This is a genomic window from Mycobacterium europaeum, from assembly GCF_002102155.1.
GTDB lineage: Bacteria > Actinomycetota > Actinomycetes > Mycobacteriales > Mycobacteriaceae > Mycobacterium > Mycobacterium europaeum.
In genome coordinates this window covers 126,204-137,085 of the sequence record NZ_LQOU01000039.1, presented here as the reverse complement: position 1 = coordinate 137,085, position 10,882 = coordinate 126,204, and the positions used below count along the sequence as shown (strand labels likewise).

Genomic DNA, 10,882 nt, shown 5'->3' with positions numbered 1-10,882 from the left:
TCTGGACCAAGACAGCCGACCAAATCCTGACCAGCATCGCCAACTACTGCACCCAAATTAATGACTCAGGACACTAGAGCCCGCGCCCCAGCGGGTCGATCCGGCCCTCGGGAAATATCGTCTTGACCGCGCGGGTGATGGTCTCGCGGGCGGTGGCATCGTCGGAGGGCTGCAGGGACTGCACCGCCATGATGTAGCGGCGGTCCGCGCCGATGACCCCGGTTGACAGGTGCATCCAGTCGCTGCCGATGCAGCACATCCAGCCCTGCTTGACCGCCACCGGTTCGGCGTAGAGCCCGTCGGGGATGCCGAAGCGCTGCGGGTAGCCGTCCAGCCCGTTGGGGGTGGACCGGGCCAGGTCGTCGACGATGACCTTCGCCTTGTCGGCCGGCAGCCCTCCCGATCCGTCGAGCAGCATCTCGTAGTAGCGGATCAGGTCGGTCATCGAGCTCATGGTGTTCCACCAGCGTCCGTCGCTCGGCGGCGTGGTCGAGGTCAGCCCGTAGCGGGCCGCGACCGCGGTGACGATGGCGTTCGCGCCGCCCTGGGCCCAAAACCTCTCGGCGGCGCCGTCGTCGGACGACTGCAACATGATGTCCAGCGCCTGGCGGTCGTCCGCGCTCAGCGCGGCCTTGCCCTCGGATTCGTGCAGCAGCAGGTCGTCGGCGATGAACAGCTTGGCCACCGACGCGGTGCCGATGACCTGGGTGTTACCGGTGGAGACCAGCTGGTGGGTCTTGCGATCGAGAATCGCCACCGATAGGGCGGCTCCACTGGCGGCGGCCTCGTCGGTGGCCTGCTGCACCCGCGCCTGCAGGCCAATCGAGCCCGCGCCGGCGGGTTGCTGTTCGGGCTGGGCGGGCTTGACCGCTTCGAGCATCAGCTCGGCCGGCTGCGGGGGCGCCTGCGGGCGCAGGCCGCGGTCGGGGGTGACGTACACCGGGAGGTTGTATCCCTTGGCCTGCACCTTCGCCTCACATCCGGCGGCCACCACCAACGCCACCGCCGCGGTGGCGGTGAGCAAGAACAGCGGCCGAACGCGCATTCCTCTCCTCCGGTGTCCCCAACCTGCTCGAACGCGGGCCCGGATCGCGCGGTCAGCGCGTTCCAACCCAGCTCATATGTACCATTCACCAGCCTTTTCGGCAGGCTGCGAACCGCGTCCGATCCTGTGATTTTCTCCGCACGCGTCCCGTCTGGCACAATTGACCAGTTGTCTCCAGCGGTTGCAGGCCGGCCGGGCCGCTTTCCGCCTGCTGCGAGATACGCGCAAGTTGCCCAAAACCATCGGCTTGGCGACCGCCTCACCCCGCGGTGAGGGCTGTTGCCGCAGGCCGCGACCGCAAGGAAGTGCCTTCTCAGATGAACCGCCTGGACTTCGTCGACCAAGCGTCGCTGCGCGACGACATCCCGGTTTTCGGCCCGGGCGACACCATCAACGTGCACGTCAAGGTCATCGAGGGCGCCAAGGAGCGTATCCAGGTGTTCAAGGGCGTGGTGATCCGCCGGCAGGGCGGCGGCATCCGCGAAACCTTCACGGTGCGCAAGGAGAGCTACGGTGTCGGCGTCGAGCGGACCTTCCCGGTGCATTCGCCGAACATCGACCACATCGAGGTGGTGACCCGTGGCGATGTCCGCCGCGCGAAGCTGTACTACCTGCGGGAGCTCCGCGGCAAGAAGGCCAAGATCAAGGAAAAGCGCTGAGACGGTGCGCCCGGGCGGCAGTTCCGGTCGGTTTACAGCGCCAAAATCTGTGCTGGCTACTCTGATCTCGTGACCGAACCCACGGACTCATCTGCGCCCCAGCCCGCCCAGTCAGAGCCGAAGGTCTCCACCCGCATCCCGGACACGCCCGAAGGCGAGTCGCCGAAGGACGCCGAGCCGGTCCCCGAACCGGCGGAGGCGTCGGAGGACGGCGCGCCGGAGCGCGCCAAGCGATCCGCACTGCGGGAATTCGCGCTCCTGGCCGTGATCGCGGTGGGGCTCTACTACGTCATGTTGACGTTCGTGGCCCGGCCCTACCTGATTCCGTCGGAATCGATGGAGCCGACGCTGCACGGCTGCTCCGGCTGCGTCGGCGACCGGATCATGGTCGACAAAGTCACCTATCGCTTCGAGCGACCGCGCCCCGGCGATGTCATCGTCTTCAAGGGACCGCCGTCCTGGAACCTCGGGTACAAGTCGATCCGCTCCAACAACACCGTGCTGCGCTGGGCGCAGAACGCGCTGTCCTTCATCGGCTTCGTGCCGCCCGACGAGAACGACTTGGTCAAGCGCGTCATCGCGGTCGGGGGGCAGACGGTGCAGTGCCGGGCGGACACCGGTTTGACGGTCGACGGCAAGCCGCTCAAGGAGCCCTACCTGGACCCGGCCACCATGATGGCCGACCCCGCGGTCTACCCGTGCCTGGGCAGCGAGTTCGGGCCCGTCACCGTCCCGCAGGGCCGGCTGTGGGTGATGGGGGACAACCGGACGCACTCGGCGGATTCGCGTGCGCATTGCACCAGCGTCCCGGCCGAGGCGCTCAAAGGGGTGTTGTGCACGGGTGATCCGACGTCGGGAACGGTTCCCGTGTCCAACGTGATCGGCAAGGCGAGGTTCATCGTGTGGCCGCCCGGGCGATGGGGTGGCGTGTCTTCGGTGAACCCGCAGCAGCATCAGTAGCCATGGCCACGACGTGGCCGCCGCGGACGGTGATCCGCAAGGCTGGGGGGCTGCGGACCCTGGAATCGGCGCTGTACCGCAGCGGTTTGGGGCCGGTGGCCGGGGTCGACGAAGTCGGCCGCGGCGCCTGTGCGGGCCCACTGGTGGTCGCGGCCTGCGTACTCGGGCCGGGACGACTGGAAAGCCTTGCCGCGCTTGATGATTCAAAAAAGCTCACCGAGAGCGCCCGGGAGAAGTTGTTCCCGCTGATCCGTCGTTACGCGCTGGCCTACCACGTGGTGTTCATTCCGCCGGCCGAGGTGGACCGGCGCGGCGTGCACGTCGCCAACATCGAAGGCATGCGCCGCGCCGTGGCGGGCCTGTCCCTGCGGCCCGGCTATGTGCTCAGCGACGGGTTCCGGGTGCCCGGGCTGCCGGTGCCGTCGCTGCCGGTCATCGGCGGCGACGCGGTGGCGGCGTGCATCGCCGCGGCCAGCGTGCTGGCGAAGGTCAGCAGGGACCGGCTGATGGTGGCCATGGACGCCGAGCACCCCGGCTACGGCTTCGCCGAGCACAAGGGCTACGGCACGCCGGCGCACAGCGCGGCGCTCACCCGGCTGGGTCCCTGCCCCGAACATCGCCATTCGTTCATCAACGTCCGGCGCGTGGCCCTAGGGTCGGAGAGGGTGGGCCGCGTGCTGGCGGAATGCGGGCCGGACCCTCGCCCGCGCGCGGGGGATATCGGTGAGGAAAGATGGGTCGAAGATTCCCCGGGCGCAACGCCGGGGCAGTGTTTCTCCGAGAAGGACGTCTGAGCAGATGAGTGCCGAGGATCTCGAAAAGTACGAAACCGAGATGGAGCTCTCGCTGTACCGCGAATACAAGGACATCGTCGGCCAGTTCAGCTACGTGGTGGAAACCGAACGGCGCTTCTACCTGGCCAACAGCGTGGAGATGGTGCCGCGCAACGCCGACGGCGAGGTGTACTTCGAGCTGCGACTGTCCGACGCCTGGGTCTGGGACATGTACCGGCCGGCGCGATTCGTCAAGCAGGTGCGGGTGGTGACGTTCAAGGACGTCAACATCGAAGAGGTGGAAAAGCCCGAGCTGCGGCTGCCGGAATAGCCGCCGCTAGCCGCCCTCCGCGGGCGGCAGTTCGCCGCGCCGTTCGATGACCTCCCGCGCCACATCGGCCAGCTTGATGTTCAGCGCCTGGGAATGGCGCCGCAGCAGGTCGAACGCCTGCTCCTCGGTCATGTCGTGCAGCAGCATCAGCATGCCGACGGCCTTACCGATCTCGCGGTTGCTCAGCAGCCCCCGGCGAAGGCTGGTGGCGTCCTCACCCTTGGCGACCGCGTTGATGGCCACGCTGGCGAACGCGGCCAGCAGCGCCCCGCGTCCGGCCGACTCGGCGTCGAACACGTTGGCGGCATCGCTGAAGAGGTTGAGCGCGGCGCCCTTGCGCTTGTCCACCAGCAACCGGAAGCCCATCGCCCCGCGTACCGGGGTCTCGGCCACCAGGATCTTCGCCAGCTTGGGCCACAGGGACGGGGTGGTGAGGTCCGGCTCGATCTGGGGCGTCTCCTCCTCGATCGCGTCGATGCAGGGTCCGTCCCCCGAACGCCGTTCCAGCTCGTCGACCCGCTGCGCCAGCCGGTCGCTCGCGCCCACCGTGACGTAGCGGTCGCCGTCGCGCACCAACAGGCTGGCGTGATCACATCCGGGGACGACCAGGGTGGCGGCGACACAGATCGCCGCATACATCTGGCCGGCGTCGGAGCCCTGGTAGATGATCTCGGCCAACGCGGCGAAAACGGTGCCCGGATCGGCCTTGTCGCCGCCGGGCGTTGCGCCGTCGGCTGTCGATTCGTCCCCCATGCTGTGCCTCATTCCCCGCGCAGTCGCCGTGTGACCCGCGCTTGATCGCCGTAGATTATCGTTCCTCGGCGCGAGCCTCACACGATGTTCGGTGCGATTGCGCCGAAATCCTTGCGCCCGGGCTGCCGGCCACCGGCCAGCAAACAGAATCCGCTGACAATACGGGATACCCGGGTGTTCGCCGTTCACGAAAGGCGGCGCCCCGCGGCGGTCCCGCAGGTGATGTTTCCCACCCGGTGGTTTCGGCGAGGCCGAGTCGGGCAAGAGCCCTGGGATGGGAATTACCGTCGCGGTGACCGGGCCGACCGGCGAGATCGGGATGTCCGCGGTGACCGCGCTGGAGCGCGAACCCGCCGTGGACGCCATCGTCGGCATGGCGCGCCGGCCGTTCGACCCGTCGTCGCGCGGCTGGCTCAAGACCAGCTACCAGCAGGGCGACATCCTGGACCGCGAGGCCGTCGACGCCCTGGTGGCGCAGGCCGACGTGGTGATCCACCTCGCGTTCATCATCATGGGTTCGCGGGAAGAGAGCGCCCGCATCAACCTGCAGGGCACCCGCAACGTGTTCGAGGCGACGGTGGCCAGCGAGCGCACGCGCCGCCTGGTGTACACCTCGTCGGTGGCCGCCTACGGCTACCACGCCGACAACCCCGACCCCCTGACGGAGTACCTCCCGGCCCGCGGCTCCGACGAGCACTACTACTCCGCGCAGAAGGCCGCGTGCGAGGCGCTGCTCGGCGAGATCACCAAGGACTCGCCGCTCGAGGTCTTCGTGCTGCGGCCGTGCATCGTCGCGGGGCCCAACGCCACCGTCCTGGCCGACGCGATGCCCTGGAACCAGCTGCCCGGCCCGATCCGCGCCGTGGTCAAGGCGGTGCCGGTCCTGAAGCCGGTCGTGCCCGATCCCGGCATCCCGTTGCAGCTGGTGCACCACGACGACGTCGCGAGCGCGATCGCGCTGGCGGCCACCGCCCCGGCCCCGCCCGGGGCCTACAACATCGCCGGTGACGGCGTGGTGACGGTGGGGGACGTGGCCAGGGCCCTGGGCGGCCGCCCGGTGCGGGTGCCGGCGGTCGCGGCGTCGGCGGCGTCGGCGGCGCTGTCGCGGGTCCCGCTGGTCCCGTCGATGCTGGAGTGGCTGCACACCGCGCGCACGTCGATGGTCATGGACACCACCAAAGCGCGCACCCAGCTGGGCTGGCGCCCGCTGCACTCGTCGGCGGAGACCCTCGCGGCGCTGGCTTCGGCGGTGTGACGGCCGGGCGACCGGCCGGCCGCCGAGGTAGGTTGACTGGGTGATGTCCCCGCGTCCCGCCGCCAGCCCGCCCGGCGGTGAAATCGCCTAGTGCGGCACGTAACTGCACGCCGGCGGGTGAAGCATCTCAGCGCCGGGACCGCCATCACCCGGCCGGAGACGCTCGTCGTCGAGGAGCCGCTGGAGATCCGGGTCAACGGCGCCGCGGTCACCGTCACGATGCGCACGCCGGGAGCGGATTTCGAACTGGCGCAAGGCTTTCTGCTGACCGAGGGGATCATCGCCGGCCGCGACGACGTGCTGACCATCCGGTACTGCGGCGGCGCGGTCGAGGGCGCGAACACCTACAACGTCCTCGACGTGACGCTGGCCGCCGGCGTCCCGGCGCCCACCCTCGACGTCACCCGCAACTTCTACACCACCTCGTCGTGCGGGGTCTGCGGCAAGGCGTCGCTGGACGCGGTGCGGCTGATCGGCCGCTTCGCGCCCGGCGCGGACCCCGCCACCGTCGCGGCGGCGACGCTCCAGGCGATGCCCGCCCAACTACGTTCCGCGCAAAAGGTTTTCGACAGCACCGGCGGGCTGCACGCCGCCGCGCTGTTCGGCGCCGACGGCACCATGCTGGCCGTGCGGGAGGACGTGGGCAGGCACAACGCGGTCGACAAGGTCATCGGCTGGGCGCTGGAACATCGGCGCGTGCCGCTGGCGGGCTCGGTGCTTCTGGTCAGCGGGCGGGCCTCCTTCGAGTTGACGCAGAAGGCCGTGCTGGCCGGGATTCCGGTGCTCGCCGCGGTGTCCGCGCCGTCGTCGCTGGCGGTGTCGCTGGCCGAGGAGTCGGGCATTACCTTGGTGGCGTTCTTGCGGGAGGACTCGATGAACGTCTACACCCGGGCGGACCGAATCAGCTAGCCGTTTCCGCCGGTTGTGGACGAACGCGGCACTGGGGATAACCGGCCGTCCCGGGCGGCGTGCCCGCACCGCCGCGGCCGGGCTTGTCGTGGCCGTTCCGCACAGTGGCCCCATGACGACCGAAACGACGATGACCCGGGTCCAGCTCGGGGCGATGGGTGAGGCGCTGGCCGTGGACCACCTGACGAGGATGGGGCTGCGGATCCTGCACCGCAACTGGCGCTGCCGCTACGGCGAACTGGACGTCATCGCCTGCGACGGGGCCACCGGCACGGTGGTGTTCGTCGAGGTGAAGACCCGTACCGGCGACGGCTATGGCGGCCTGCCGTACGCGGTCACCGAGCGCAAGGTGCGCCGGCTGCGCCGGCTGGCCGGGCTGTGGCTGGCCGCCCAGGACACCCGCTGGGCAGGGCTTCGCATCGACGTGATCCAGGTGCGGATCGGGCGCCGCCGTACCCCGGAAATCACCCACCTGCAAGGGATCGGCTGATGGCGCTGGGGCGCGCGTTCTCGGTCGCCGTGCGCGGGGTCGACGGGCAGATCGTGGAGATCGAGGCCGACATCACCTCCGGTCTGCCGGGCGTGCACCTGGTGGGTCTGCCCGACGCCGCCCTGCAGGAGTCCCGCGACCGGGTGCGGGCGGCGGTCGCCAATTGCGGCAACAGCTGGCCGATGGCGCGGCTCACGCTCGCGCTCTCCCCGGCGACGCTGCCCAAGATGGGCTCCGTCTACGACATCGCCCTGGCCGCGGCCGTCCTGTCGGCGCAACGAAAGAACCCGTGGGAGCGCCTGGAGAAAACGGTGCTGCTGGGCGAGCTGTCGCTGGACGGCCGGGTCCGCCCCGTGCGCGGCGTGCTGCCGGCCGTGCTGGCCGCCAAGCGTGACGGCTGGCCGGCCGTCGTCGTCCCGGTGGACAACCTGGCCGAGGCCAGCCTGGTCGACGGCATCGATGTCTGGGGCGTGCGCACGCTGGGGCAGTTGCAGAAGTGGCTCAGCGGGTCGGTCGCCTTGGACCACAGGATCACCGCGACGGCCACGGCGCCGGAGCCCGCGGTGGACCTCGCCGATGTGGTCGGGCAGACGCAGGCGCGCTTCGCGGTGGAGGTGGCCGCCGCCGGGGCGCACCACCTCATGCTCACCGGGCCGCCGGGCGTCGGGAAAACGATGCTGGCCCAACGACTTCCGGGCTTGCTGCCGCCGCTGTCGGAGAGCGAGTCACTGGAGGTCACCGCGATCCATTCGGTGGCCGGCCTGCTGTCGGGGGACACGCCGTTGATCACCATGCCGCCGTTCGTGGCGCCACATCACAGCTCCAGCGTGGCGGCGCTCGTCGGCGGCGGTTCGGGCATGGCGCGCCCGGGCGCGGTCAGCCGCGCGCACCGCGGCGTGCTTTTCCTCGACGAATGCGCCGAGATCAACGTGCGTGCGCTGGAAGCGCTGCGAACGCCCTTGGAGGACGGGGAGATTCGCCTCGCCCGACGCGACGGGGTCGCGTGTTACCCGGCCCGGTTCCAGCTGGTGCTGGCGGCCAACATGTGCCCGTGCGCACCCGCCGATCCGCAGGACTGCATCTGTGCGGCGGCGGTCAAGCGTCGCTACCTGGGGAAGTTGTCCGGGCCGCTGCTCGACCGGGTGGACCTGCGGGTGCAGATGCATGCGGTGCGCGCGGGTGCGCTCTCGGGCACCGAAGCGGAGTCGACGGCACAGGTCCGGCGGCGGGTGGCACAGGCCCGTGCGGCGGCGGCCGAGCGGTGGCGACCGCACGGGTTCCGCACCAACGCCGAAGTGAGCGGGACGCTGCTGCGGCGAAAGTTCCGCCCCGGCAACACCACGATGACCCCACTGCAGAAAGCGCTGGACCGGGGGCTGCTCAGCATCCGGGGCCTGGACCGCACCCTGCGGGTCGCGTGGAGCCTGACCGACCTGGCCGGCGGGACCTCGCCGGGACCCGAGGAGGTCGCGGCCGCGCTCAGCTTCCGGCAACCGGGGGCGGGCCGATGAGGGCCAACGGATCACCAGTACGCCTTGGCCAGCCAGTCGTTGTGGCCGCCCCGAACCACGATCGCCGCGGTCACCAGGATGGCGAGCCCGGTCGGCTGGCAGAACTCCGGGCGCGGCCATGCTGACCGCGGTAGACGATCCCGCGTTGCGGGCCTGGGCATACCTGTCGCGGGTGGCCGAGCCGCCCTGCGCCGGGCTCAGCGCGCTGGTACGGTCCGTCGGCCCGGTGGAGGCGGCGGACCGGGTCCGCCGCGGCCTGGTGGACGACGGGCTGGCGCGCGACACCGCGGCGAGGCGCGAAATCGACTGCGCGGCAGCCGACCTCGAGTTCCTCGCCAACCGCGGCGGACGTTTGATCACGCCCGACGACGACGAGTGGCCGCTGCTGGCGTTCGCCGCGTTCGGCGGCGCTTCGGCAAAGGCGCGGGGCGGGACGCCGATGGTGCTGTGGGCGCAAGGCCCGAGCCGGCTCGACGAGGTGGCGCATCGCGCGGCCGCCGTGGTGGGAACTCGGGCCGCGACGGCATACGGCGAGCAGGTGGCCGACGACCTGGCCGACGGCCTGGCCCAACGCGAGGTCGCCGTCGTCTCCGGCGGCGCGTACGGCATCGACGGCGCGGCGCACCGCGCGGCGCTCAACGCCGACGGGATCACCGTGGCCGTCCTCGCCGGCGGGCTGGACGTCCCCTATCCCAGCGGCCACTCGGCGTTGCTGCATCGCATCGGTCAACACGGGTTGCTGTTCACCGAGTACCCGCCCGGTGTCAGGCCGGCCCGCCACCGATTCCTGACCCGCAATCGCCTGGTGGCCGCCGTCGCGGGGGCCGCCGTGGTGGTGGAAGCGGGGCTGCGCAGCGGCGCGGCGAACACCGCCGCCTGGGCGCGGGCGCTCGGACGGGTGGTGGCCGCCGTGCCCGGGCCGGTGACCTCGTCGGCGTCGGCCGGATGCCACGCGCTGCTGCGCGACGGCGCCGAGCTGGTGACCCGGGCCGACCACATCGTCGAGCTCATCGGCCGCATCGGCGAGTTGGCCGCCGACGAACCGCGCCCGGCTATGGCGCTCGATGGGCTCGGCGACGCCGAGCGCCGGGTCCACGAGGCCCTGCCCGGCCGCGGCGCCGCCACCGTCGAGCAGCTCGCGGTCGCGTCGGGCCTGGCGCCCGAGCGCGTGCTGGGGCCGCTGGCGATCCTCGAGCTGGCCGGGTTGGTGCAGCGCCAGGACGGTCGGTGGCGCCTTGTCCGGGCCGCCGGCGGCCAAGCTAGCTCGACGACGCGGCTCGTATAGTCGGACGGGGGCGGGGTCTGGACGGGAGGACAAGTGGCGGGTCGACCTCTGCAACGGTTCGAGGTTGTCGATACCAAGGAACTCACACCGCACATGGTGGCGGTGGTGCTGGGCAGCAAGGACTTCGACGCCTTCGTGCCCAGCGAATTCACCGACTCCTACGTCAAGTTGGTGTTCGTCGCCGATGACGTCGACGTCGCGGGATTGCCCCGGCCGTTGACCCTGGACAGCTTCGCCGAGCTGCCCCCGGAGAAGCGCCCGTCGGTCCGGACCATGACCGTCCGGCACGTCGACGTGGTGGCCGGCGAGATCACGCTGAACATCGTCGTGCACGGCGAGCACGGGATCGCGGGCCAGTGGGCGGCCGCCGCCCAGCCCGGCCAGCGGATCTTCTTGATGGGTCCCGGCGGGGCCTACGCACCCGACCCGGCCGCCGATTGGCACCTGCTGGCCGGCGACGAATCCGCGCTGCCGGCCATCGCCGCGGCGCTGGAAGCGTTGCCGCGCGACGCCGTCGGCAAGGCGTTCATCGAGGTGGCCGGCCAGGAAGACGAGATTCCGCTGGCCGCGCCGAACGGTGTCGAGGTGCACTGGGTCTATCGCGGCGGCCGCGCGGACCTGGTTCCCGAGGACCGCGCCGGCGACCACGCCCCGCTGATCGACGCGGTCACCACCACGCCGTGGCTGCCCGGCCAGGTGCACGTCTTCATCCACGGCGAGGCGCAAAGCGTCATGCACAACCTGCGGCCCTACATCCGCAAGGAGCGGGGCGTGGACGCCAAGTGGGCGTCGTCCATCTCGGGTTACTGGCGGCGCGGCCGCACCGAAGAGACGTTCCGGCAATGGAAGAGGGAACTGGCCGAAGCGGAGGCCGGCGCCTCGTAGCGGGTTCGTCGCCCCGGGGTGCCGGC

At 70.8% G+C, this 10,882-nt stretch carries 12 protein-coding genes; 10 read left to right on the top strand and 2 right to left on the bottom strand.

Annotation, left to right across the window (positions count from 1 at the left end; translation table 11 throughout):
• Nucleotides 1-73 precede the first annotated feature (73 nt).
• Nucleotides 74-1,045: a serine hydrolase gene (locus tag AWC03_RS18295; RefSeq protein WP_085242131.1), complete on the bottom strand. Its 972-nt coding sequence runs from the start codon at nt 1,043-1,045 to the stop codon at nt 74-76.
• 317 nt (nt 1,046-1,362) lie between these two features.
• On the opposite strand from AWC03_RS18295, the gene rplS reads away from it, so the two are divergent.
• From rplS to AWC03_RS18275, 4 genes are all read left to right on the top strand, one after another.
• On the top strand, nt 1,363-1,704 hold the full coding sequence (gene rplS / locus AWC03_RS18290) for a 50S ribosomal protein L19 (protein WP_007775353.1): 342 nt from the start codon (nt 1,363-1,365) through the stop codon (nt 1,702-1,704).
• 69 nt (nt 1,705-1,773) lie between these two features.
• Nucleotides 1,774-2,664: a signal peptidase I gene (lepB, locus tag AWC03_RS18285; RefSeq protein ID WP_085242130.1), complete on the top strand. Its 891-nt coding sequence runs from the start codon at nt 1,774-1,776 to the stop codon at nt 2,662-2,664.
• Between the two features lie 2 nt (nt 2,665-2,666).
• Nucleotides 2,667-3,458, top strand: a complete 792-nt coding sequence (locus tag AWC03_RS18280; protein ID WP_085242129.1) for a ribonuclease HII — start codon at nt 2,667-2,669, stop codon at nt 3,456-3,458.
• 4 nt (nt 3,459-3,462) lie between these two features.
• A complete protein-coding gene (locus AWC03_RS18275) occupies nt 3,463-3,768 on the top strand; it encodes a DUF2469 domain-containing protein (protein WP_007171389.1) in 306 nt (101 codons plus the stop codon).
• A 6-nt stretch (nt 3,769-3,774) separates the two neighbouring features.
• On the opposite strand, the gene AWC03_RS18270 is transcribed toward AWC03_RS18275, so the two are convergent.
• Entirely contained in the window at nt 3,775-4,521 is a 747-nt protein-coding gene (locus AWC03_RS18270) for a GAF and ANTAR domain-containing protein (RefSeq protein ID WP_085242128.1), read from the bottom strand.
• Nucleotides 4,522-4,795: 274 nt separating this feature from the next.
• On the opposite strand from AWC03_RS18270, the gene AWC03_RS18265 reads away from it, so the two are divergent.
• The 6 genes from AWC03_RS18265 to AWC03_RS18240 all read left to right on the top strand — a co-directional run bounded on the left by AWC03_RS18265 (nt 4,796) and on the right by AWC03_RS18240 (nt 10,856).
• The gene (locus AWC03_RS18265; RefSeq protein ID WP_085242127.1) at nt 4,796-5,776 is read left to right on the top strand and encodes an NAD-dependent epimerase/dehydratase family protein; all 981 of its coding nucleotides are present in this window, start codon (nt 4,796-4,798) and stop codon (nt 5,774-5,776) included.
• Between the two features lie 90 nt (nt 5,777-5,866).
• On the top strand, nt 5,867-6,685 hold the full coding sequence (gene fdhD, locus AWC03_RS18260; RefSeq protein WP_085242126.1) for a formate dehydrogenase accessory sulfurtransferase FdhD: 819 nt from the start codon (nt 5,867-5,869) through the stop codon (nt 6,683-6,685).
• Nucleotides 6,686-6,797: 112 nt separating this feature from the next.
• Nucleotides 6,798-7,175 carry a YraN family protein gene (locus AWC03_RS18255; RefSeq protein ID WP_085242125.1) on the top strand — a complete coding sequence of 126 codons (378 nt, stop codon included), beginning with the start codon at nt 6,798-6,800 and terminating at the stop codon, nt 7,173-7,175.
• Nucleotides 7,175-8,686: a YifB family Mg chelatase-like AAA ATPase gene (locus tag AWC03_RS18250; RefSeq protein ID WP_085242124.1), complete on the top strand. Its 1,512-nt coding sequence runs from the start codon at nt 7,175-7,177 to the stop codon at nt 8,684-8,686. The genes AWC03_RS18255 and AWC03_RS18250 overlap by 1 nt, the downstream gene beginning before the upstream one ends.
• A gap of 118 nt (nt 8,687-8,804) precedes the next feature.
• On the top strand, nt 8,805-9,971 hold the full coding sequence (gene dprA / locus AWC03_RS18245) for a DNA-processing protein DprA (RefSeq protein ID WP_085242123.1): 1,167 nt from the start codon (nt 8,805-8,807) through the stop codon (nt 9,969-9,971).
• 33 nt (nt 9,972-10,004) lie between these two features.
• Nucleotides 10,005-10,856: a siderophore-interacting protein gene (locus tag AWC03_RS18240; RefSeq protein ID WP_085242122.1), complete on the top strand. Its 852-nt coding sequence runs from the start codon at nt 10,005-10,007 to the stop codon at nt 10,854-10,856.
• Nucleotides 10,857-10,882: the final 26 nt, after the last annotated feature.

Excerpts from the sequence above, each read along its gene's own strand:
- AWC03_RS18265 (WP_085242127.1), top strand. The coding sequence starts at position 4,796 with ATGGGAATTACCGTCGCGGTGACCGGGCCGACCGGCGAGATCGGGATG.
- AWC03_RS18275 (WP_007171389.1), top strand. The coding sequence starts at position 3,463 with ATGAGTGCCGAGGATCTCGAAAAGTACGAAACCGAGATGGAGCTCTCG.
- AWC03_RS18280 (WP_085242129.1), top strand. The coding sequence starts at position 2,667 with ATGGCCACGACGTGGCCGCCGCGGACGGTGATCCGCAAGGCTGGGGGG.
- AWC03_RS18250 (WP_085242124.1), top strand. The coding sequence starts at position 7,175 with ATGGCGCTGGGGCGCGCGTTCTCGGTCGCCGTGCGCGGGGTCGACGGG.
- AWC03_RS18255 (WP_085242125.1), top strand. The coding sequence starts at position 6,798 with ATGACGACCGAAACGACGATGACCCGGGTCCAGCTCGGGGCGATGGGT.
- AWC03_RS18295 (WP_085242131.1), bottom strand. The coding sequence starts at position 1,045 with ATGCGCGTTCGGCCGCTGTTCTTGCTCACCGCCACCGCGGCGGTGGCG.
- dprA (WP_085242123.1), top strand. The coding sequence starts at position 8,805 with ATGCTGACCGCGGTAGACGATCCCGCGTTGCGGGCCTGGGCATACCTG.
- AWC03_RS18270 (WP_085242128.1), bottom strand. The coding sequence starts at position 4,521 with ATGGGGGACGAATCGACAGCCGACGGCGCAACGCCCGGCGGCGACAAG.
- rplS (WP_007775353.1), top strand. The coding sequence starts at position 1,363 with ATGAACCGCCTGGACTTCGTCGACCAAGCGTCGCTGCGCGACGACATC.